The 21,267-nt window shown below is 53.1% G+C and carries 20 protein-coding genes and 1 pseudogene; 10 read left to right on the forward strand and 11 right to left on the reverse strand.

The features are described from left to right. Positions 1 to 169: 169 nt before the first annotated feature. The 6 genes from BLP78_RS01665 to BLP78_RS01690 form a co-directional block, all read right to left on the reverse strand. Positions 170 to 1,282: a septal ring lytic transglycosylase RlpA family protein gene (locus BLP78_RS01665; RefSeq protein WP_090455804.1), complete on the reverse strand. Its 1,113-nt coding sequence runs from the start codon at positions 1,280 to 1,282 to the stop codon at positions 170 to 172. Beyond that, positions 1,279 to 2,379 carry a rod shape-determining protein RodA gene (rodA, locus tag BLP78_RS01670; protein ID WP_090455806.1) on the reverse strand — a complete coding sequence of 367 codons (1,101 nt, stop codon included), beginning with the start codon at positions 2,377 to 2,379 and terminating at the stop codon, positions 1,279 to 1,281. Before rodA ends, BLP78_RS01665 begins: the two co-directional genes overlap by 4 nt. Continuing rightward, entirely contained in the window at positions 2,372 to 4,282 is a 1,911-nt protein-coding gene (mrdA, locus tag BLP78_RS01675) for a penicillin-binding protein 2 (RefSeq protein WP_090455808.1), read from the reverse strand. Before mrdA ends, rodA begins: the two co-directional genes overlap by 8 nt. Continuing rightward, positions 4,279 to 4,800 carry a rod shape-determining protein MreD gene (gene mreD, locus BLP78_RS01680; protein ID WP_090455810.1) on the reverse strand — a complete coding sequence of 174 codons (522 nt, stop codon included), beginning with the start codon at positions 4,798 to 4,800 and terminating at the stop codon, positions 4,279 to 4,281. The genes mrdA and mreD overlap by 4 nt, the downstream gene beginning before the upstream one ends. Then, complete coding sequence (mreC, locus tag BLP78_RS01685; RefSeq protein WP_090455812.1) at positions 4,787 to 5,692, reverse strand: rod shape-determining protein MreC; 906 nt, start codon at positions 5,690 to 5,692, stop codon at positions 4,787 to 4,789. Before mreC ends, mreD begins: the two co-directional genes overlap by 14 nt. A 73-nt stretch (positions 5,693 to 5,765) precedes the next feature. After that, positions 5,766 to 6,824 (reverse strand): rod shape-determining protein, encoded by a 1,059-nt coding sequence (locus BLP78_RS01690; RefSeq protein WP_025041307.1) that lies wholly within the window; start codon positions 6,822 to 6,824, stop codon positions 5,766 to 5,768. A gap of 111 nt (positions 6,825 to 6,935) precedes the next feature. Between BLP78_RS01690 and gatC the strand changes: the two genes are divergently transcribed. From gatC to BLP78_RS01720, 6 genes are all read left to right on the forward strand, one after another. Then, the gene (gene gatC, locus BLP78_RS01695) at positions 6,936 to 7,223 is read left to right on the forward strand and encodes an Asp-tRNA(Asn)/Glu-tRNA(Gln) amidotransferase subunit GatC (RefSeq protein WP_090455814.1); all 288 of its coding nucleotides are present in this window, start codon (positions 6,936 to 6,938) and stop codon (positions 7,221 to 7,223) included. Positions 7,224 to 7,296: 73 nt separating this feature from the next. Then, positions 7,297 to 8,757, forward strand: coding sequence for an Asp-tRNA(Asn)/Glu-tRNA(Gln) amidotransferase subunit GatA (gene gatA / locus BLP78_RS01700; protein ID WP_090455816.1), 1,461 nt, complete (start codon positions 7,297 to 7,299; stop codon positions 8,755 to 8,757). Between the two features lie 412 nt (positions 8,758 to 9,169). After that, on the forward strand, positions 9,170 to 9,946 hold the full coding sequence (locus tag BLP78_RS01705) for a hypothetical protein (RefSeq protein WP_143002863.1): 777 nt from the start codon (positions 9,170 to 9,172) through the stop codon (positions 9,944 to 9,946). Further along, positions 9,943 to 11,016 carry a hypothetical protein gene (locus BLP78_RS01710; RefSeq protein WP_143002864.1) on the forward strand — a complete coding sequence of 358 codons (1,074 nt, stop codon included), beginning with the start codon at positions 9,943 to 9,945 and terminating at the stop codon, positions 11,014 to 11,016. The genes BLP78_RS01705 and BLP78_RS01710 overlap by 4 nt, the downstream gene beginning before the upstream one ends. 162 nt (positions 11,017 to 11,178) lie before the next feature. After that, positions 11,179 to 12,657 (forward strand): Asp-tRNA(Asn)/Glu-tRNA(Gln) amidotransferase subunit GatB, encoded by a 1,479-nt coding sequence (gatB, locus tag BLP78_RS01715; RefSeq protein ID WP_090455822.1) that lies wholly within the window; start codon positions 11,179 to 11,181, stop codon positions 12,655 to 12,657. Positions 12,658 to 12,855: 198 nt separating this feature from the next. After that, entirely contained in the window at positions 12,856 to 13,389 is a 534-nt protein-coding gene (locus BLP78_RS01720; protein ID WP_090455824.1) for an REP-associated tyrosine transposase, read from the forward strand. Positions 13,390 to 13,707: 318 nt separating this feature from the next. Here BLP78_RS01720 and BLP78_RS01725 read toward each other — a convergent pair whose 3' ends face one another. After that, on the reverse strand, positions 13,708 to 14,448 hold the full coding sequence (locus BLP78_RS01725; RefSeq protein WP_090455826.1) for a pteridine reductase: 741 nt from the start codon (positions 14,446 to 14,448) through the stop codon (positions 13,708 to 13,710). Positions 14,449 to 14,603: 155 nt separating this feature from the next. Here BLP78_RS01725 and BLP78_RS01730 point away from each other — a divergent pair, with 155 nt between their 5' ends. Together BLP78_RS01730 and BLP78_RS01735 are read left to right on the forward strand one after the other, a co-directional pair. Continuing rightward, on the forward strand, positions 14,604 to 15,818 hold the full coding sequence (locus BLP78_RS01730) for a class I SAM-dependent methyltransferase (RefSeq protein WP_090455828.1): 1,215 nt from the start codon (positions 14,604 to 14,606) through the stop codon (positions 15,816 to 15,818). A gap of 176 nt (positions 15,819 to 15,994) precedes the next feature. Then, complete coding sequence (locus BLP78_RS01735; RefSeq protein WP_090455830.1) at positions 15,995 to 16,438, forward strand: CBS domain-containing protein; 444 nt, start codon at positions 15,995 to 15,997, stop codon at positions 16,436 to 16,438. A gap of 15 nt (positions 16,439 to 16,453) precedes the next feature. Here BLP78_RS01735 and BLP78_RS01740 read toward each other — a convergent pair. Beyond that, positions 16,454 to 17,022, reverse strand: a pseudogene (locus BLP78_RS01740) (TMEM165/GDT1 family protein). A 221-nt stretch (positions 17,023 to 17,243) separates the two neighbouring features. On the opposite strand from BLP78_RS01740, the gene BLP78_RS01745 reads away from it, so the two are divergent. Beyond that, positions 17,244 to 18,635 carry a (Fe-S)-binding protein gene (locus tag BLP78_RS01745; protein WP_090455832.1) on the forward strand — a complete coding sequence of 464 codons (1,392 nt, stop codon included), beginning with the start codon at positions 17,244 to 17,246 and terminating at the stop codon, positions 18,633 to 18,635. Between the two features lie 26 nt (positions 18,636 to 18,661). Further along, positions 18,662 to 19,288, forward strand: a complete 627-nt coding sequence (coq7, locus tag BLP78_RS01750) for a 2-polyprenyl-3-methyl-6-methoxy-1,4-benzoquinone monooxygenase (protein WP_025041298.1) — start codon at positions 18,662 to 18,664, stop codon at positions 19,286 to 19,288. 177 nt (positions 19,289 to 19,465) lie between these two features. Here the strand turns inward: coq7 and BLP78_RS01755 are convergent, their stop codons facing one another. The 3 genes from BLP78_RS01755 to BLP78_RS01765 form a co-directional block, all read right to left on the reverse strand. Then, positions 19,466 to 19,882, reverse strand: a complete 417-nt coding sequence (locus BLP78_RS01755) for an OsmC family protein (RefSeq protein ID WP_090455834.1) — start codon at positions 19,880 to 19,882, stop codon at positions 19,466 to 19,468. A gap of 162 nt (positions 19,883 to 20,044) precedes the next feature. Further along, a complete protein-coding gene (locus BLP78_RS01760) occupies positions 20,045 to 20,800 on the reverse strand; it encodes a YdcF family protein (protein WP_090455836.1) in 756 nt (251 codons plus the stop codon). A gap of 148 nt (positions 20,801 to 20,948) precedes the next feature. Beyond that, on the reverse strand, positions 20,949 to 21,260 hold the full coding sequence (locus BLP78_RS01765; protein ID WP_090455838.1) for a c-type cytochrome: 312 nt from the start codon (positions 21,258 to 21,260) through the stop codon (positions 20,949 to 20,951). Between the last annotated feature and the right edge of the window lie 7 nt (positions 21,261 to 21,267).

The following is a 21,267-nucleotide window of genomic DNA, read 5'->3' on the forward strand; positions in this document are numbered from 1 at the left end:
CCCTTGAACCCAGATAATTCATTAGGCGGCTCTGCGAGCTTACCCGAGTGCTGGTGGTCAGTTTGCGGTCATTTTCGCCGTTTGCTCGACGTCCATAGACTAAGCTATGGATTTCTCTCAATCGGCAAAACTGTCTCGCAACCTGCCTCGCCATAGATAGATTGGGAATCTACCGCACCAGCAACATTGGCCTGATGGAAAGGCTGCGGGCGATCTTGTCGGCTGCCTGCCTGGCCACCACCTGATCCGGATAAGGGCCCGCATGGACCTTGAACAAGCCATCTTGCGGGACGATACCGAGCGCATCGATTGAGGGAAGCTCGCTGCGCATGCGTGCAAGGAAATTATCGGCATTATCATAGGCACTGAACGCGCCCAGTTGCAGATAGATGCCCCTTGCATCCGCGGTGGCGGGAGCGGCGGTGCTGCCGGATACGGATGCGCCTGACTCCATGGGTGAGTATGCAACTTCGAACAAGCCCGGTCCGGCCGCTGCCTCCTGTTGCCCTGCACCAGCAGGTGCATCTGTCTTTTCGCCGGCGACGGCGGATACTGGAACAGGTGCGGGGGGACCTGCGGCAAAGGTGCGGACCGTATTCGGGGCAACGGCAGGCGCCGATGCAACCCGCATGGCAGGATCGGAACCCGGCAGGATGGTTTCCACTTCGACCCAGGCGCTGCCGCCACCCAGTACATCGAGCTTATAGGCGACGGTATAGGAAAGATCGATGAGGCGATCCGAAAGGAAGGGTCCGCGATCGTTGACCCTTACTACTACGGATTTTCCGTTCCTGATGTTGGTGACGCGAACATAGCTGGGCAATGGCAAGGTGGTGTGCGCTGCCGTCATGCCATACATATCGTAGACTTCACCGGAGGCGGTTTTTTGCCCATGGTACCGCCGGCCGTACCACGAAGCGATTCCACGTTCCCTGTAGGATTCCAGGACAGTCATCGGCGCATAGGATTTCCCCAGCGCGACATAAGGGCGCATATTGGCCTGACGCAAGGGCTCGTCGCGGGGAACGGCATCGGGAATGGAGGCGAGATCAGCGGGTGGATTATCGCCGGGGCCATCGTCCAGGTAATAGCCACCTCCCTTTTTCAGGCCGATGCCGAATAACGTCGATGCGCCGGTCTTGTCTCTCTTATCCTGTTTCAGGATGGTGCCGCAGCCGCCAACGAAAGTAAGAATAAAGATCGCGATAATCCAGGCTGCCCATTGCCGAGTAGGGGGCAATGGATTCGACACGGATTCTGATCTCGAATCAATATTCCTCATGTCTTCACCAACTTGGGATGCGTCTGTATGCTCATCAAAATACCAAATCCCAGCAGCATTGTCACCATCGATGTACCGCCGTAGCTGATCAGAGGCAGCGGTACTCCCACCACGGGCAGAATGCCGATGACCATGCCTATGTTGACAAAAATATAAGTGAAAAATGTCAGCGTGATCGAGCCGGCGATAAGGCGCGTAAACTGGGTTGAGGCATTGGCAGCGATAATCATGCCGCGGCCGATAACCACCAGATACAGCAGCAACAGCAGCGAGTTGCCGATAAGCCCGAATTCTTCGGAAAATACCGCAAAGATGAAATCGGTGCTTCTCTCGGGAAGGAAATCGAGATGGGTCTGGGTACCATGCTGCCAGCCCTTGCCAAGAATGCCTCCGGAGCCAATAGCAATGGTGGATTGAATGGTGTGATAGCCTGCGCCGAGCGCATCCTGTGTCGGATCAAGCAAGGTCATGACGCGCCTTCGCTGATAGTCATGCATCGTCGACCATAGTATCGGCAGGCTTCCTGCCCCGGCGACGAACAAGGTGCCAATGATGCGCCATGACAGTCCTGTGAGGAACAGTACGTAGAAGCCGCTCGATGCGATGAGCAGTGCTGTGCCCAAGTCCGGCTGGCGTACGATCATCAGTACGGGAAGTATCAGCAGCAGCGTTGCAACCGCATAGTCCCTCAGCCGCAAGGTGGCTTCATGTTTATCGAAATACCACGCCATCATCAGCGGTACGGCTATCTTCATCAACTCGGACGGTTGAATACGGGTAAAGCCGATGTTCAACCAGCGCCGAGCGCCATTGTTTATCTCACCGAACAGCGCCACGCCAAGCAGCAGGAGAACGCCGGCTACATATATCGGCAGGGCAATGCGCATGATATGTTGCAATGGAATGTTGGCGACCAGCCACATGATGCCCAGTGCGACCAGCATATTGATTGCCTGATTGATGACGCGGCCGAGGTTGGCATCGGTTGCGCTATACAGCGTGAACAAACCGGTCAGCATCAGCAGCAATATTCCGCTCAGCAGGAAGCTGTCTACATAACGCGTAAGGTAATGCCACAAGCGCATGGGTTCAGTCATGCTCGTCCTCTTCTTCATTCGGCTCGACAGCTTCTGCCGCCGCTTCTGTGGGCAACTTGCCAAGCAGGAAGTAGTCCATCACCATCCTGGCGATCGGCGCAGCGGTAGACCCGCCATGGCCGCCGTTTTCCACCAGTACCGAAAGCGCTATTTTCGGGTTCTCGGCGGGGGCGTAAGCAATGAACAGCGCGTGGTCGCGAAAACGTTCCCGGATCTTGCTTTCTACGTATTTCTCCCCTTGTTTCATGCCGATCACTTGTGACGTACCGGTCTTGCCCGCAAAAACATAGGCAGCGTCGGCGCCGGCGAGTGCCGCGGTGCCGCCAGGCCGGGTAACATCTATGAGCGCGTTTCGCACCGCCTGTAAATTATCGGGATTGAGATTGAGCGTGTATAAGGGCTCCTTGGCGATTTCCCGCACCACCTCCTTGTCGTTATTCAGGACCTGCTTCACCAGATGTGGGCGAAATGCTGTGCCATTCCCCGCCAGTATCGCGGTAGCAAAGGCCAGTTGTAGCGGAGTGGTCAGATTGTAGCCTTGGCCTATGCCCACCGAAATCGTGTCGCCGGCATACCACTTCTGCTTGTGCCGCCGCATTTTCCATTCTTGTGAGGGCAACAGGCCGCTAGCTTCTCCCTCGATATCGAGGCCGGTTTTCTTCCCCAATCCAAACTGGCTGACGAAATCGAAGATGTTGTCAATGCCGAGGTCGTTGGCAAGCCCGTAGTAGTACGTGTCACACGATACGACCAGAGATTTGTGCAGGTCCACAATTCCATGGCCCCCGGCTTTCCAATCGCGAAAGCGGTGCGTGCTGCCGGGCAGGCTGAAATATCCGGAGTCGTTGATTGCATGCCGTGGCCAGCGTTTTTTCAGCTCCAGGCCGGCCAGTGCCATAAATGGTTTGAACGTGGAGCCTGGCGGGTAAAGCCCGCGCAATGCGCGGTTGTTTAAAGGCCTGTCGATGGAATTATTCAGTAAATCCCAATTTTCAGAATCGATGCCATCGACAAACAGATTGGGATCGAATCCCGGTTTACTGACGAACGCGAGCACCTCGCCGGTAGCAGGTTCAATCGCGACCAGCGCGCCGCGCCGATCTCCAAAAGCTTTCTCGGCGACCTCCTGCAATCTGGCGTCGAGCGAAAGTGTCAGATCGTTGCCGGAGATCGCCGGCGTACGGGATATCACTCTTATCACCCGGCCGGCTGCATCCGTTTCCATTTCCTCGAAACCCGTGATACCGTGCAGTTCTTTTTCGTAACTTTGCTCGATACCGATTTTACCCATGTGGTGGGAGCCTCGATAATTGGCCAAGCCGTCGCTGGCTTCCAGTCGCTCAAGATCCTTGTCATTGATTCGGCCGATATAGCCGACGACATGAGATGCGCTTTCCCCCTTGGGGTACTGGCGGAATAAACGTGCCTTGATTTCCACCCCTGGAAAGCGATAGCGGTTGGCTGCAAAACGGGCGACTTCCACATCCGACAACCGGGTACGGATGGGCAGGCTTTCAAATCTCTTGCTCTCCTCCATCAACTTTTTGAAACGTTTGCGGTCTCTCGCGGCTATTTCGACAACGGTAGCCAATTCGTTAATGAGAGCCTCAAGGTCTCCAACCTTGCTGGGCACGATTTCAAGTGTATAAGCAGAGTAGTTATGCGCCAGCACTTCACCATTACGGTCGAAAATCAAACCCCGATTGGGCACGATAGGTGAAATGGAGATGCGATTGGCTTCCGCCAGAGTATGATAGTGCTCGCGCTGCGATACCTGGAGGTAAGAGAAACGCGCAAACAGCAAAAGGAATAGCAGCAGCACGAATCCCGCGCTGAAGGCAAGCCGCAACTGGAAGTTTTTCAGTTCACGCGGATGGTTACGAAGCTCTACTGTACGGCTCATCGGGCATCGGATTCAAACCTGGGCTTCTGTGGTATTCTCAGCAATGAAGAGAAAAACGGCCACAGCAATGTGCCGGTAACGCTCGCGAGAAAGAAATTCCAGCCGGGAAAATGGGACCCATCCAGCAGCCCTGTCAGAAGTATGATGAGCTGTCCCAAAAGCAATATCAATCCTATCTGCGGAGCTTGCTTGAGCAATTCAAAGTTGCTCAGGCGCCGGTGAAACAGCAGTGCGACAAAAGCCATGATGCTGTATGCCAGGGCATGCTGGCCAAATGTGGTGGCATCGCCGAAATCCATTAGCAGGCCCATTACAAACGCGACGCTGATACCGACACGCTGCGGTTGGCTGATACACCAGTAAAGTATCGCCAAGGCAATGAAATCCGGCCATAACGCCAGCGCGATGCCTTTTAACGGCATGAGATTCAGCAATAACGCCACCATCAGGCTGACGACGATGAACGAGCCCCTGACAGACAGCAGAATTTCATGTTTGGGATGATTAGCGAACGCCACCTTTTTCTCGCTTTCTGCCCTCGGGCTTCAATTCGAACGCCTCCACCGGAATTTCCGTAACGGGCGCCAGCGTGGACAATATCAACAACTGGCGGTTATGACCTACTCCGGCAACAGGTGTACAGGTAACACGGGCAAAGACATACGTAGGATTGCGTTCGATCTTTGAAACCACCGCGACGGGAAGACCAGGGGGATAAACCCCATCTATTCCGGAAGTAACCAGGGAGTCTCCTTCCTGTATGTCGGTATTGACAGCCAGGTAACGCAATTCAAGCATCGCATCCTTTCCCGTGCCCGATATCACCGAGCGAAGGCCGTTACGCACTACCTGCACCGGCACGGAATGATCCTTGTCGGTAATGAGCGTGACTTCGGATGCCCATGGATAGTCGCGTGTAATCTGCCCCACCACGCCAATATCATCCACCACCACCTGACCTGGCTGAACCCCGCTTTGGCTACCTTTATCAAGCATGACCTTACGGTTGAACGGATCGCGCGGTACATGCAGGATTTCAGCCATCACCGCCTTGCTTTCAACCCGCTGCGTGGCTTCCAGAAGCTTGCGCAACTGGGCATTTTCAGCTTCCAGGGCGCTCAATTGCTGGAGTTGGCCCCGGTCGACAAGGTGCCGCTGCTTGAGATGAATATTCTCGTCGGCCAGATGCCCGCTAAAGAGAAGCTCGCTTGCACTGTCGTAGATCGTTCCCGGTACATTGGCTAGTTTCTGTAGTGGATAGACCACGGTAGAGAAGGCCTGGCGAATTTCGAGAAGATATTTAAACCGGGCGTCGACGGCCATCAGCACTAATGACAGCATTACAAAAAAAACAAGCCGCGCCAGCAGACTGGGACCATGCCTGAAAAACCGCGGATTCGTTTCCGTCATGTCTCTCGGGTTTCACGATGGACGATTCAATATGCGCTCGGCCGGGACCCGACCGGACGTCCTCGACAACCCGCTAGTCACTGGCAAAAACGCCAACCAACTGATCCATATTTTCCAGAGCGACACCTGATCCCCGCACAACACAGGTGAGTGGGTCTTCAGCGATGATAACCGACAACCCTGTTTCTTCCATCAATAGGCGATCGATGTCTCTTAGCAGTGCCCCGCCACCGGTCAATACCATGCCTTTTTCAGCGATATCCGCACCCAACTCAGGCAGCGTATGCTCAAGCGCCGATTTGACCGCGCTGACGATGCTATTCAGCGGATCCGTCAGCGCTTCGAGGATTTCGTTGCTGGAAATAGTGAAGCTGCGCGGAATTCCTTCTGCCAGATTGCGTCCCTTGACTTCCATTTCCCGTACTTCCGAGCCGGGGAAAGCGGATCCTATTTCCTTCTTGATCAGTTCGGCGGTAACTTCACCGATCAGCATGCCGTAATTGCGGCGAATGTAATTGATGATTGCCTCGTCGAACTTATCGCCTCCGACGCGTACCGAATTTGAATAAACGATGCCGCCGAGCGAAATTACGCCCACCTCGGTAGTGCCGCCACCGATATCGACCACCATCGAACCAGTCGCTTCCTCGACTGGCAAGTTGGCGCCGATCGCTGCCGCCATCGGTTCCTCGATCAGTTCGACCTTGCGTGCGCCGGCGCCATAAGCGGCTTCGCGAATGGCGCGACGCTCCACCTGAGTGGATCCATAAGGTACGCAGATTACAATGCGGGGATTGGCGGAAAACAGTCGCGGTGGATTTACCTTCTTGATGAAGTGCTTCAGCATCTGTTCGGTTACGGTGAAATCGGCGATAACGCCGTCCTTCATAGGACGGATCGCGGTGATATTACCGGGGGTCCGTCCCAGCATCTGCTTGGCCGCCAGCCCTACCTGCTGAATTACTTTTTTGCCGTTTGGGCCGCCATCCTGGCGTATTGCGACTACGGAAGGTTCATTTAGTACAATACCCTGGCCGCGTACGTAAATCAGCGTATTGGCGGTTCCCAGGTCTATCGCCATATCGGTTGAAAAATAACCCTTCAATACATTATTGTTTATAAAATTAAGCATGGTTTACGAAATCCGTTGCAGATGGCGATGATAAAGCGCGGAAAAGGATGCGTCACTCAGGCGGGCTATGATACTCTATTACCTATTTGAATATAAGGGATTTGGCGGTCAATGTCATTGTCTCTGGATGAGGTAAAGCGCATCGCCAACCTGGCGCGCATTGAAGTCAGCGAGGATGAGGCGAGTACCACGCTGACTCAGTTATCAGGTATCTTCAACCTGATCCAGCAGATGCAGGCGGTGGATACATCGACCATAAAACCTGTGTCCCATGCGCAGGATTTGATGCAACGGCTGCGCCCGGATATCGTGACGGAGGTCGATCAGCGCGAGTTGTTTCAATCCATAGCACCCCAGGTAGAGGCGGGTCTTTACCTCGTGCCAAAGGTTATCGAGTAAAACCCGGCGCGTCCCTGAGCTCTCCTTCCACGTTTGTAATCTTTTGCAAGATTTGCTTCACCCCGCGAATAACATGTTGAACTCCAGTCTCAAGCAATTTTCCACGCTCCTCGCCGCGAAAAAAATCTCCAGCGTTGAATTGACCGATGAATTCCTCAAGCGTTCCCGGGCGCTGAATCCAGGCTACAACGCCTTCATTACCATCAATGAAGAGACTAGCCTGACTCAGGCGCGTGTCGCGGATAGGATTATCGCATCCGACCGGGCCCAGCCGCTTACGGGTATTCCGATCGCCCAGAAGGATATTTTTTGTACCAAGGGGTGGCTCACTACCTGCGGATCGAAAATGTTGTCCAATTTCGTTTCCCCTTACGATGCTGCCGTGGTTGAACGTTTCAATGCGGCAGGGGCGGTGAATATCGGCAAAACCAACATGGATGAATTCGCCATGGGATCCAGCAACGAAACCTCCTATTACGGACCGGTAAAGAATCCGTGGGATATCACAGCCGTGCCGGGCGGCAGTTCGGGGGGTTCCGCTTGTGCGGTTGCCGCACGCATGGCTCCTGCCGCGACGGGCACGGACACTGGCGGTTCGATTCGTCAGCCGGCCGCGTTATGCGGCATTTCCGGGATCAAACCCACTTATGGACTGGTTTCGCGCTACGGTATGGTTGCTTTTGCTTCCAGCCTCGACCAGGGCGGACCGATGGCAAAATCAGCAGAAGACCTGGCATTGATGCTGAATGTCATGACAGGATTCGATACACGTGATTCGACCAGTTTGCAGCGCGAGGCGGAAGATTACACGCGCGATCTGGAAAGGCCGCTCGAAGGGCTGCGTATCGGCCTGCCGAAAGAATATTTCGTGAAGGAAATAAACGATGACGTAGCGCGCGCGGTGGAAGCCGCTATCGCGGAATATCGCAAGCTTGGCGCAAAAACGGTGGAGGTATCGCTACCTAATACGAAGCTGTCGGTTCCTGTTTACTATGTGCTGGCCCCGGCGGAAGCGTCGAGCAATCTGTCCCGGTTCGACGGCGTGCGTTACGGCTATCGTGCCCCGGAGTATATCGACCTCGATGATATGTACCGGAAAAGCCGCGCGCAGGGTTTTGGCGCAGAGGTGAAGCGCCGCATTTTAATCGGAACTTATGTGTTGTCACATGGATATTACGATGCATACTACATTCAGGCACAGAAGCTCCGGCGTCTGATAGCACTGGATTTTGCCGAGGCTTTCAAGCAGTGCGACATCATCATGGGCCCGACTTCGCCCACCGTAGCATTCGATCTCGGGGAGAAAAGCAGCGATCCGGTGCAGATGTACTTATCCGATGCCTACACCATCGCCGTCAACCTGGCCGGCTTGCCCGGCATGTCTATCCCGGTGGGTTTTGGCAACAAAAACCGGCCGGTGGGACTGCACATCGTTGGCAATTATTTTACGGAAGCGCAAATGCTGAATGTGGCACATGAATACCAGCGGGTAACCGATTGGCATTTCCAGATGCCCAGCGGATCCGAAGTGTGAATTGAGCCTGGCTGACTTGTATCGGCGTGGTTTACGCCTCTGTGGAGAAAGCGCGAAGAATTCCACTATTCCGGGGTTGACCAAGAACCTGGTCTAAAACCAGCTATGGCGTACTTTCCACGTCCCTCGATAATGTGTGATGCAACCGATTCAAGAGCACATGCCTGTCATCCTTGCACCCAAGGCCGGAAGACATAGCGTGATCCGAAGCTCAAGCAGGATGGCTTCTGCTATTCCTGTTCAAGCCGCCTGATGCACCCCGAATGCAGGTTTGGGTCATATCGGTGGGAAAAGTGGCGAACCAGGACGAGGGTTGATTTGTCCGATTGTTTTAGAATGAGCTACCCATCTTCTTAGAATCTTATTACATTCAAGCAATCTCCCTTCTCGTAAAGAAAGGGTTTACACCAGTATGAGCAAGATCCTTCATGAGCCTTTCTCTTATCCATTCGACATAGCACGGTCTTGCTTCTCGGTAACAGAAAGCAATATAGGGTATGCGCCAAAACTTCACATTTCGAATAGCGAGCTTATGTTTTCAACAATAGCTACTCGTCTCTCTTCTACAGTGCCAGCAGGGGCGCCGGCAATAAAAACCCCGGTAGGGCTGCTTACCTGCGGATCCAACGCAAGTCCGACGCGCCTTAAGGAGAAATTAGCTACTGTAGCAGTCCCTCTAGCCTTCGCTATACGTCTTCAACTGAGAGAATGGATCCCTGTCTATGCAGCTACATTGTCTTATTATGGTGCGATCCCTGCCACCTTTGAGCGCATACCGGAAGCATCCGGCGAACCGTTCCTGATCGTAACAGATATAAAAAATCTGAACGATCTTATGCTGAGTGAACAACTTACCGGAAACTATGATGCATATGAAGTTACTCGGGGCACCACCGATATCAATACCGATTTTCCCGTCTTGGCGTTCATAGCTAAATATGGTGCACTTCGTCTCGGTGAGAAACTCTTGCCGTTAAAGGAGTTTCAACCAGCTAGCGCATCAGATGATCTTCCCACTCAGAGAGAAGTCATCAAACTTGTTCTATCAAGCATGAATATTCCCCTAACTCTCAAGGAGTATCACGAAAGAATTAATAATGCCTCATTTGTTCTAGATCTACGAGAGCGCATAATTGCCGCCTTTGGAACAACGCCCAATGTGCCCGGTTGGCTCAAGGTGAGTCTGTGACACAAAATATGATTTCGGATTTTCCAAACGAGCATCGCGTTTGTATCAAAGCGACATTGGGGCGGACTAGGACGGCAGGCTACTATGTAGAGGTGAACCGAGACACGGCCAAAAAACTTAAGCTGACAAAGTGGGCGGTTATTGCGTTCGAGCATCCCGCCCTCGAACAAAATGAGACACTTGCAAATCGGTTTCAATCCTACTTGGCGATCCATTGTCAAGTGCGAATCGTAGATGGATTGGACAATAAGATAATTGCCGTAGATCAGACTCTGCGGAACGCTCTTGGGGTACCTTTTGAGATATTTAAGAGTTCCAAGAGCTTTGCTTCCTATCCTTTTTACCTCATGCCTGCTCGCCGCAAGTTTTGGCATTGGATTCGAACCGGAAGTTCTTCCATTTTTGGTGTTCGCTATTTAGCTTTCCGCACAAAATCAGCAGACGTTGCAGACATCGAGAAAGGTTATGTGCGCATTCAGACCGAGGTTCTAAAGACTTTAGGTGTTCAGGAAGCGGATGATCTCATCATAGAACGACCATTTGCGCTGGTGACAGATGGGCTGGTTAGAGAGTTTGAGATTGGATATACCAGACTAAGTGTTTTTGGGGCAAGTGATCGTATGTTAGATCAACGAAAAAGCCTACAGAAAGATTATCGAGACCGTTATCCGAATGCTCAGGAGATACTTTATAACTATGATTGTTTCATTTCATCCGAATCTTTAACCGAAGGGGGAAAACAGGAAAGAGGAGCTACAACATTACCTGAGCCCGACGTGCCTCCAGTTTTTATGGACTATGACGCGCGGAATTCTGGAGTTGCGCAGTATCCTCACAATGGTACAGCTGATTATCTTACTCCGCTCATGGTTCGGCGCAGCATAACTTCAGCAATTTGTAGGGAATCAATCCAGACTGGTATGACTTTTGGGATCGCCTTAATTAATGTTACATTGGCTTTTACACGTGGTATAGATCCAATCTCCCCCAGCGATATCGTATTCGCGTCGGTAATTTCAGCAATAATAACGATTGCTCTGCTCATCGCTCGTCTGCGACAGCAGGTATAACTTAATATATTTGTAGGCAGCGCGGTGACCAAGAATGCCGTCCACAGTTGACTTTTACTGACGCACCAGGTCCTGAGGCCCCTATCTGCCAGGGTTGTCCCGCGCCCTACCTTGAAGAAGCAGGTCGTTCCAGAATAAACACTATTTAAAAAGGTTCTCGCAATGCAATGGGAAATCGTCATCGGTCTTGAAGTCCATGCGCAGCTCTCGACCCACTCGAAAATATTTTCAGGCGCCTCGACCGCTTTCGGTGCGGCGCCCAACGCAGAAGCTTGCGCGGTCGACTTGGCGCTGCCGGGCGTGCTGCCGGTATTGAATCGCGGCGCGGTCGAGCGGGCAATCAAGCTGGGTCTGTCGGTTGGGGGAAAAATCAATTCGCCGTCAATTTTTGCCCGAAAGAATTATTTTTATCCCGATCTCCCCAAAGGCTATCAGATCAGTCAATATGAACTGCCGGTGGTTGAAGGCGGTAACGTGACAATTCATGTGGGCGAGACCGAGAAAAACATACGTCTTGTCCGGGCACACCTGGAAGAAGATGCGGGCAAATCATTGCATGAGGATTTCCACGGCATGACCGGCATCGATTTGAATCGTGCGGGCACGCCTCTGCTCGAGATCGTTTCCGAACCAGATATGCGCAGTAGCGCTGAAGCGGTGGAATATGCCAAAACGTTGCATTCCCTGGTGCGCTGGATCGGCATCTGCGACGGCAATATGCAGGAAGGTTCCTTCCGCTGCGACGCCAACGTATCCGTACGTCCACAAGGGTCGGACAAGCTTGGCACTCGCTGCGAAATAAAAAACCTCAACTCGTTCCGTTTTCTCGAGAAGGCTATCGATTACGAGGCCCGACGCCAGATAGCGCTTCTGGAAGATGGCGGCACCATCCATCAGCAAACCCGCCTATACGATCCTGCAAAGGATGAAACCCGTGCCATGCGAAGCAAGGAAGATGCGCAGGATTACCGTTATTTTCCCGATCCGGACTTGTTGCCGCTGGAAATCCCTGCAAGCTGGATCGCGGAAGTGAAGGACGGGCTACCGGAACTGCCACAGCAAATGCGAACCCGCCTTGAGCGCGACTATGGGCTTTCTGCTTATGACGCGGCGGCGTTGACGGCCGATCGGGAGATTGCAGAGTACTTCGATGCGGTTGCAGATAAACTTCCATCTGATCCAAAACTCTGCGCAAACTGGATAATGGGAGAAATATCCGCTTATCTCAATAATGAAGGAAAGCTCTTTGATAGCTGCCTACTGTCTCCGGCACAACTCGCGCAACTTCTAGGGCGTATCAAAGATGGCACCATCTCGGGAAAAATCGGGAAGGAAGTATTGAGACAAATGTGGACCCAATCCGGTGAGCAAGCTGGAGGGTGGAAGCGCCATGATTCGGAACCGAACGAGAACCTTGTTGACGAAATCATCAAATCGCAGGGATTGAAGCAGATCTCGGATTCAGGCGAACTGGACAAACTCATCGCCGAAGTTATTGCCGCCAACTCGAAATCTGTTGAAGAATTCAGATCCGGCAAGGAAAAAGCCTTTAATGCACTCGTCGGCCAAGTGATGAAGGCCGCCAAAGGCAAGGCGAACCCCGCGCAAGTGAACGAGATACTGAGAAAAAAACTGGCTTGATGATCAGATATCGGTTGTGCTGCGCTTGCTCCCAAGTACCATCGAAAGTTCTGATTTTGATTGAAGGCGCGGTAAGATGCTACTCCAATTGTCATTGTAGTAAGTAGGTTGGGGTGAGGTACGAACCCCAACGTTATTTCCCTTGAGATGAAGCGTTGGGGTTCGTACCTCACCCCAACCTACTTAAGGATGCAATGCATGCGCTATCGACGCGCGGATGTGAAAGGCGGAACATATTTCTTCACTGTTAACTTGTTGGAACGAAATCGCACGTTATTAGTGGATCATGTGGATGTATTGCGCAAGGTGATGCGGGAAGTCAAAGGCAGACACCCATTCCAAATAGACGCGATGGTAATTCTGCCTGACCACCTGCACGCGATGTGGACAATGCCGGAAGGCGATGCGGATTTCCCGAAGCGCTGGATGTTGATCAAAGCGGGATTCTCACGCCGAATTTCGGAAGGAGAACCTCGCAGTGCCAGCAGACGGGCAAAAGGAGAGCGTGGAATATGGCAACGACGTTATTGGGAACACCTCATCCGGGACGAAAGGGATTTCGCGGAGCACGCTGATTACATCCATTACAACCCCGTCAAACATGGCCATGCGTGTACGATAGCGAATTGGCCGTACTCGACGTTTCATGAATACGTGCGGCGAGGAATTTATCCGGCGGGATGGGGCAAAGCTGTTACACAGCATCCCACAGGAAATGCATTTGGCGAATGATATTGTTGGGGTGCGCTAGCTTATCTCGGCCCAGTTCGACAGAAAAACCGCTCAGCACTGTGTCGCTCTGCCAACTCGATATCGGTGGAAGCACAAGCAACCGTAGGTTGGGGTGAAGCATGAACCCCAACATTCGTGGCATCGAAAATAAACGGTGGGGTTCCTTTGTACTCCAGGTTACATGAAGGATAAATAATGTGCACTATTAATATCCTTATGGAAAGGGTAAAAGTGTTCTTAGTCAACCCAAGAGGACACTCCAGATCCTCGACTTAGCCATTAAGCGCTTTATACCCTCCTCTCAGCCTTTGTCTCTACCTACAGATTAACGCTACGTCCTCCATCCACGGCAATGATCTGGCCGGTAATATAAGGCGCGTCCGCAATCAGGAAAGCCACCGTTCTGGCGATGTCTTCCGGCTCGCCGGTTCGCTTGAGCAGTGTCCTGCCGATGATGTGCTGGCGAGATGCTTCATCTGCCCACTCACCCTCTTCAGGCCATAAAATAGGACCGGGAGAAACGCCATTTACCCGGACTTCGGGCGCAAGCTCCTGCGCAAGCGATCGGGTAAGCGAGGCCAGGCCGCCCTTTGCAGCGTTGTACACCACGTATCCTTTCAGCGGCCATTTCTCGTGAATATCGACAATATTGACGATGCAGCCATGATGTTCCCTGAGTTGCGGCGCCGCCGCCTGCGACAGAAACAGAGGGACCTTCAGATTGGTGCCGATCAGATCATTCCACATGTCCTCCGTGATTTCTCCCGGAGGAGTAGGGAAAAAGCTGGAAGCGTTGTTGACAAGCGCGTCGAGTTTTCCGAAATGCTTTATGGTCTCGTCGATCAAGTCGGGCAGCCGCCTGATATCCAGCAGGTCGGCCTGAGCCAGCGCCACCGAGCCGGACCGGGCCTGATTAAGTTCGGTCTGCAAGGCCCGAGCGGCTGTCTCCGATGCGCGATAATGTACCAGCAGATTTGCGCCCTGCGCATGCAATCTGCGACAGGTGGCTGCACCCACGCGTCTGGCGCCCCCCGTGACGAGTATCACTTTCCCTTGCATCGCTATCTCCTCTACACTTACGAATCGATTCTATTTTTTATCATTCATAGCGGTTCTCAAATAGAGCTTACAGAAGATCGCTGGATTCCCGCTAGCGAGAAAGACGATGCCCCCATTTGATAGACGATCTTATATTACAGAGTAGCATAGAGCCAATGCAGCCACTACCGGCACTCCCTATACCGAGCGAAGCGGCTCTCCGGCACAGCCGTGCCTTGAAAGAACTCATCCATGCCGAACTTGCTGCCGCTGGCGGCTGGATTTCATTCGAACATTACATGAGATTAGTCTTATACGCACCAAGCATGGGTTATTACAGCGGCGGTGCGGCAAAATTCGGCGAAGCGGGAGATTTTGTCACCGCCCCGGAAATTTCTGCGTTATTCGGTAGAACCCTGGCGCGGCAGGCTGCGCAGGTTCTTGAACTCGTGGATGATCATGCGGATATTCTCGAATTCGGGGCGGGTACGGGCAAACTCGCGCTCGATTTACTGCTTGAACTGGAAAAACTCGGCAGCTTGCCCCGCCGGTATTTTATTCTTGAAGTCAGTGCAGAACTACAACAGCGACAGCGGGAATTATTTGAGAGAGCCGCGCCGCATCTCGCGCCGCGAGTTGTCTGGCTGGAACATTTGCCTCCCGCGTTCGATGGGCTGATACTTGCCAATGAGGTACTAGACGCCATGCCGGTACATCTGGTTGCCTGGCATGGAGCTGATCTGTTCGAGCGTGGTGTGATGATAAAAGGGGGCGATTTCGCATGGAGCGATCGTCCTCTTGTAGAGGGAGTCCTTTTTGAGATTGCTCGTGAATTGAATCCTCAGGCGGATGCTGCGAGTGGCGACGTCAGCCGTGGTGTTGGCAACGATATCAGCGAGTATGTGAGCGAGATCAATCTTTCCGCTCGCCATTTCATGCATAGCCTCGCCGCTGTTTTGCAGCGGGGCGCAATCATATTGATTGACTATGGTTTCGGACGTAATGAGTATTACCATCCCCAGCGAGCTTGCGGCACATTGATGTGTCATTATCGCCATCTAGCCCACGACGATCCTTTTTATCTGCCGGGTTTGCAGGACATCACCAGCCATGTTGATTTCAGTTCTGTCGCCAGCGCCGCTATCGGTTCGGGGCTGGAGTTGCAGGGTTATACAACCCAGGCATATTTTCTCATCAACTGCGGGATAACCGGGATTCTGGCGCAAACCCGAGCGGAGAACACCAGGGACTATCTACCGCTGGCGAACCAGTTGCAAAAGCTGGTGAGCCCGGCAGAAATGGGTGAGCTGTTTAAAGTCATCGCATTCGGCAAGCATATCCACCAGTCACTGACTGGATTCGGCAGCGGGGATAAAAGCCGTATGTTGTAGCGCATGCGCGCTGAGGCTGGAACACTGCGGTTACGAACAACAGCAGCTACCTTGTCCGCAAGCCAGGTGCACTATTCGAAGTAGGGAAGCAGCCCAGGTTTTTCTCCTCGCATGCTATGATTAACTCAACTGATAAAGAAATCTTCGAACATTCGAAACTCAAATAGGGGAATGCCGTGGCGACCGTGAGGCAATTACTGCAGGGCAAGGGATTCGAATATGCGAGCATCGAGCCGGACAAATCCGTATACGACGCCATGCAATTGATGGCTGCACAAAACATCGGTGCATTGCTGGTGCTGCAGGATGGAAAACTGACCGGTATCTTCACTGAAAGAGATTATGCGCGTAAGGCATACCTGCTGGATAGATCCGCGAAAGATATCCCGGTTAAGGAAATCATGACTTCGCAAGTGGCATATGTAACCCCCGACTATTCGGCTGAAGACTGCATGGCATTGGTTACCGCGATACGGGTACGGCACTTGCCCGTGCTTGAAAACAATACAGTGGTCGGCATTATTTCCATCGGCGATCTGGTCAAGGAGGCCATTTCCGGGCGCGAGTTCGTTATTCATCAGCTCGAACGTTACATATACGGAATTACCGGACCGGATTAATATGTCAATGGTACGTCAATGAGGCGGTGTTCCGCCCGCCAGTGACCATATTCCCAGCAGCAAAAATGACGCAGCCGCGAACCATCGCATCAGTGTCATATTGATACGGTCTGCAAGTACCTTGCCCATCCAGACGGCGGGTGCGTTAGCAAGCATCATGCCAGCGTGGTTCCCAACACAACCGCTGTCAGCGCATCATAGCGGGCGGCCAATGCCACCGTTGCAAGTTGCGTCTTGTCTCCCATCTCCGCCAGAAAGAAAGCAATTAGCGTGGTGACAAATGCCCCGGCGCTAAAAAAACGCAGGTTCCCTTCCAGTGCATCTGGTTTGAGCGCCCAAAGCCCGCATCCGATGAACGATAGCCCGACGACCCAACCGAGAAATTGAGGAGAGATCAGGCTCGCCAGCCATGCGCCGACCGACGCCGCGAGCGCATGGTTGAATAGCGTGGCCACGAAGATACCGGCCATTATCGGGTAGGGCCGCCGTAGCTTGGCTGCAAGTACAAATGAAAGAAGCTGAGTCTTGTCGCCGATCTCAGCCAGCGCTACCAGCACGGTGGAGGTAAAAAATGCTTCCAAGATAGGGGGCAGTGTATCAAAAATGGAGGTTCGGAAATTGTAGCGTGGTTTTGTTGTCCTAAACCACGTGCTCTCTCCAGTAATTGATGCCTGATAAGAACTAGTCAGACGCTTTTGCAGCCGATTTCCTTTAAGTCCGACAGGCTGCTAGACTCTCCGAATGTCAGCAGCGCCAGCAAAAACATGAAAAATGTGTCTACGGCCTTTTTTGGGTCGATGCGATCATGAAACCCACTGATCTTCCGTCCGATTTTTCTCTGGATTCGCTGATCGCCGAAGCCAACCGTTGTGTTGCATGCGGTCTGTGCCTGCCGCATTGCCCCACCTATCGCGTAACGCAATCGGAAGCCGACTCGCCTCGAGGGCGCATCGCTCTGATGAGTGGGGTTGCCGGCGGGCGTATTCCAATGAACGAGCGCTTTGCGCTGCACATTGACCGGTGCCTCACCTGCCGCGCCTGCGAGTCCGTATGCCCCAACCATGTGCGTTTTGGACAACTGATAGACGGGACCCGTGCGATGATGGCATCCCCATCCAAACCGCTGGGAGGAAGTACACAGACCCCAAAATCCTGGTTTCGCCGGTGGGTAGAGCATGAAGTAATCGGCAAACCCACGCGTATCGATATGTTGCGCCCCCTCTTACGTTTTTATCAGCGAAGCGGTATGCAGAAGCTGTTGCGTAAGTCCGGTTTATTGGGAAAAACGAAGCTGATTTTGCTGGAAGCGCAGTTGCCGCGCATCGATAAGCCTTATTCTTTGCCCGGTGGATCAAATTTCTCGGGATCATGGCAAGCAGTTTATCCCGCTACTGGACAGCCACGCGGAGAAGTCGGCCTGTTCCTCGGTTGCGTGGCACGACTGACGGATATTGCAACGCTCAACGCGACAATAGTCGTCCTCAATCGTTTGGGTTACACGGTGCATGTGCCGCCCGCGCAGACCTGCTGTGGTGCTTTGCACCAGCATAGCGGTGACAGGCAAACGGCGGCGCAACTTGCACATCGGAACATCAGTGCTTTCGATGGGCTGAATCTGGAGGCGATTATCAGCACGGCGTCGGGTTGCGGCGTGCAGTTGGCGGAGTATTCCATTTTGTCCCCATCGCCAGGCTCAAAAGAGTCTGCGGCAGAATGGGAAGCCGGGAACGGGTGCGCCGGGGACATGCTGCCGAGCAAGCGGTTTTCGGCCAAAGTCATGGACATCAGTGCGTTTCTGGCAATAGCTGAGGGATGGGATGGCATAACGCTTGCGCCATTGGCGCATAAAATCTCAGTGCACGAACCCTGTAGTTTACGCAATGTGTTGCGCGGTTCCGCCTCTTCCTATGCGCTGCTCGCGCGCATTCCTGGCGCGCAGATCGCTCCGCTGGCTGGAAACGATCAATGCTGCGGTGCCGCTGGGACCTATTTTCTCGACCAGCCGGAGGTGGCAAAAGTGCTGCTGCATGATAAAATCGCCGCAGTAAATGCAAGCGGGGCTCGTTATCTCGCCACATCAAATGTAGGTTGTGCCATGCATGTTGCAAGCGCGCTGCGCGAAGCCGGATCAGTAATTGAAGTGTTGCATCCGGTTACGCTCATAGCGCGGCAGATGAATGTAACCTCTCGAATTTAATTTAGTATCGTTTGCTTAGGACTGCCATGCCGAATCTGGATAAATTCATTATCGGTTTCGATCACGCACTGCGCACGCTGTTGACGCCGGCACAAACACTGCGGCCCGTTCCAGGAGCTGGGCTGCCCGAAGTCGAATTGAGCGATTCGGAGAAAAGTGAATCCAACGCACTGATGCGCATCAATCATACCGGCGAAATTTGCGCGCAAGCGCTATATCAGGGACAGGCGCTGACTGCGCGTAACGTAGAGGTGCAACATACCCTGGCGCAGGCGGCGCGCGAGGAAACCGAACATCTTGCCTGGACCGAGCGGCGTATTGCGGAATTGAGCGGGCGCAAGAGCCTGCTGAATCCGTTATGGTATGGCGGATCACTCGCCATGGGCGCATTGGCGGGCACACTCGGCGATAAGTGGAACCTTGGTTTTCTTGCGGAAACCGAACGCCAGGTGACATCCCACCTGGCTGGGCATTTAAAACGCTTGCCGCATAACGACGGGAAAAGCCGCGCCATCGTCGCACAAATGCAAATCGACGAAGCGGGTCACGCTACCGCCGCCATGTCGCAGGGTGGCGTGGATTTGCCCATGCCCGTGAAGCTGATGATGAAGCTGGGTTCTAAAGTGATGACGAAAACGGCATATTGGGTTTGAACCAAAGGCTTGAACTGCGTCCCGCAGTTGACCGCTCATTTTTCAGCGCATTTATCAATTCAACGCCATCACCCGGAAGAGTTTTTGTGCTCATGAACCTCACCTTTTTGGTGAGGCCCACTCTACCCCTTCCGATTGCTCTTCCAACCTGCGGCATTCAGGTTTAACGAAGACTCTTCAGCTCTCCACGATTTCAAAGTCGTGTGTTAGTTTCGCCGTTTTTCCCAGCATTATCGAAGCTGAACAGTATTTTTCTGCGGAAAGAGTGATCGCCCGCTCTACTTGCTGGGGATTCAGCTTTTTTCCAGTCAGGATAAAATGGAAATGAATATGGGTGAATACCTTGGGTTCTTGCGGAGCCCGTTCCGCCTCGATTTCCACCACGCAATCGCTGATATCCTGACGGCTCTTTTTCAGAATCAGTACCACGTCGAAAGCTGCGCAACCGCCGGTCCCCATCAGCAACATTTCCATCGGACGCGGCCCGAGATTTCTGCCACCGGCTTCCGGTGGCCCATCCATCAGCACGACATGGCCGCTGCCGGATTCAGCCAGAAAGCTCATGCCATCGTTCCATTTAATACGTGTTTTCATGCTGGTTTTTCCAAAAAGTATCCGGGTGTTATTTTAATCCTGGTTCCAGGCAACAGCGAATAACATAAGTTGCTGATCAGCGACGCAATCGCTTGGCTTATTGCACTGCGGCGCGCTGCGAACATGCACGAGTAAATCGCAGCTTCGTTCGAAGAACGACGTTTACCCGGAAGCCGACGTCAGCCGATACCACGCTATGCCGATGACTTCATGGAAGAACAGGCTGCTTTTTTGCAGCGCGGCCGCCGTGGGAATGAATGCGAATATATCCGTTTTATAGCGGGTAGTGTATGCAGTCGCAGCAGGGACAATCTTGAAGCCGGCCTGTTCGAATTCCCTGGCCGCTCTCGGCATGTGCCAGGCATGAGTAACGAGTGCGATCCGCCTGATCTCGTCCCTGTTGAGTATCACGAAGCTCTTGTAGGCATTTTCACGGGTGTTTCGCGAAGCGCCTTCTGTCCACTTGACCGGAACCTGAAACTCCTTTTCCAGTACCGCTTTCATTTGCGCCGCTTCAGATGATTCGCTTCCCAGCGGAGTGCCGCCCGTCGCCAGGATGGGTTTGCCTGTGCGGCGGTGCAGTTCCGCCGCGTAGCGTATACGCTGCAGGCTATAGCGGCCGACAGTGTCGCTGCCATATTCCGGCGCATGGTAGTAAGTGCCGCCGCCCAGTACCACGATTGCCTGCACATCGTTATCAAAGGGATTGTGTCCGGGCGGCGTCTCCAGTCTTTGCAGAAGGGCCTCGGCGACGAACGGAATGGATAGCAAATAAAGCAAGGTCAGCGCTGAAAATACCATAAGCTTACCTAACTCCGGCCTACGTTTCAGAAGCAAAATCCCTGCAGCGCCTAAAAGAATGACGCTGAACGGCGGCATCAGGAATGCACTCAGCAGGTTGGATGCGAACCAGCTCATGTGTTACCCATGAACAAGCACACAAAAGCATTTTTTATAATTCGGAATAAATTGCAGGAAAGCATCTTTACTCCACGCCGCCGCCTTGCGCAATGGCAAACAAAAAAGCCGGCACATCAAGCGCCGGCTTTTTTAACTTAACCCGGGTTTATTTGAGCGACAAAATAAACTGTGCCAGGGTTTTGGCATCGGCATCATTGACCTTTGAATTCGGCGGCATCGGAATCGGACCCCAGACTCCCTGACTTCCCTTCTGTATTTTCACTGCCAGCTTGTCTGCGGCAGCCGGGTCAGCTTTATACTTGGCGGCGATATCCTTTAACGCGGGTCCGACCAGTTTTTTGTCCACCGTGTGGCAATTCAGGCAGCCACTACTTTTTGCCAGGTCCGCGTTTGCTTGCGCGGTACCTACCATTAACAGGGCTGATGCCGCAACCATTCCTATCCAGACAGCTTTCATACTCTCG

The organism is Nitrosospira sp. Nsp1 (assembly GCF_900100985.1).
Lineage (GTDB): Bacteria > Pseudomonadota > Gammaproteobacteria > Burkholderiales > Nitrosomonadaceae > Nitrosospira.

Bases quoted from the DNA above. Each gene is read 5' to 3' on its own strand.
- BLP78_RS01665 (WP_090455804.1), bottom strand. From the start codon at position 1,282: ATGAGGAATATTGATTCGAGATCAGAATCCGTGTCGAATCCATTGCCC.
- rodA (WP_090455806.1), bottom strand. From the start codon at position 2,379: ATGACTGAACCCATGCGCTTGTGGCATTACCTTACGCGTTATGTAGAC.
- mrdA (WP_090455808.1), bottom strand. From the start codon at position 4,282: ATGAGCCGTACAGTAGAGCTTCGTAACCATCCGCGTGAACTGAAAAAC.
- mreC (WP_090455812.1), bottom strand. From the start codon at position 5,692: ATGACGGAAACGAATCCGCGGTTTTTCAGGCATGGTCCCAGTCTGCTG.
- BLP78_RS01690 (WP_025041307.1), bottom strand. From the start codon at position 6,824: ATGCTTAATTTTATAAACAATAATGTATTGAAGGGTTATTTTTCAACC.
- gatC (WP_090455814.1), top strand. From the start codon at position 6,936: ATGTCATTGTCTCTGGATGAGGTAAAGCGCATCGCCAACCTGGCGCGC.
- gatA (WP_090455816.1), top strand. From the start codon at position 7,297: ATGTTGAACTCCAGTCTCAAGCAATTTTCCACGCTCCTCGCCGCGAAA.
- BLP78_RS01705 (WP_143002863.1), top strand. From the start codon at position 9,170: ATGAGCAAGATCCTTCATGAGCCTTTCTCTTATCCATTCGACATAGCA.
- gatB (WP_090455822.1), top strand. From the start codon at position 11,179: ATGCAATGGGAAATCGTCATCGGTCTTGAAGTCCATGCGCAGCTCTCG.
- BLP78_RS01720 (WP_090455824.1), top strand. From the start codon at position 12,856: ATGCGCTATCGACGCGCGGATGTGAAAGGCGGAACATATTTCTTCACT.
- BLP78_RS01725 (WP_090455826.1), bottom strand. From the start codon at position 14,448: ATGCAAGGGAAAGTGATACTCGTCACGGGGGGCGCCAGACGCGTGGGT.
- BLP78_RS01730 (WP_090455828.1), top strand. From the start codon at position 14,604: ATGCAGCCACTACCGGCACTCCCTATACCGAGCGAAGCGGCTCTCCGG.
- BLP78_RS01745 (WP_090455832.1), top strand. From the start codon at position 17,244: ATGAAACCCACTGATCTTCCGTCCGATTTTTCTCTGGATTCGCTGATC.
- coq7 (WP_025041298.1), top strand. From the start codon at position 18,662: ATGCCGAATCTGGATAAATTCATTATCGGTTTCGATCACGCACTGCGC.
- BLP78_RS01755 (WP_090455834.1), bottom strand. From the start codon at position 19,882: ATGAAAACACGTATTAAATGGAACGATGGCATGAGCTTTCTGGCTGAA.
- BLP78_RS01760 (WP_090455836.1), bottom strand. From the start codon at position 20,800: ATGAGCTGGTTCGCATCCAACCTGCTGAGTGCATTCCTGATGCCGCCG.
- BLP78_RS01765 (WP_090455838.1), bottom strand. From the start codon at position 21,260: ATGAAAGCTGTCTGGATAGGAATGGTTGCGGCATCAGCCCTGTTAATG.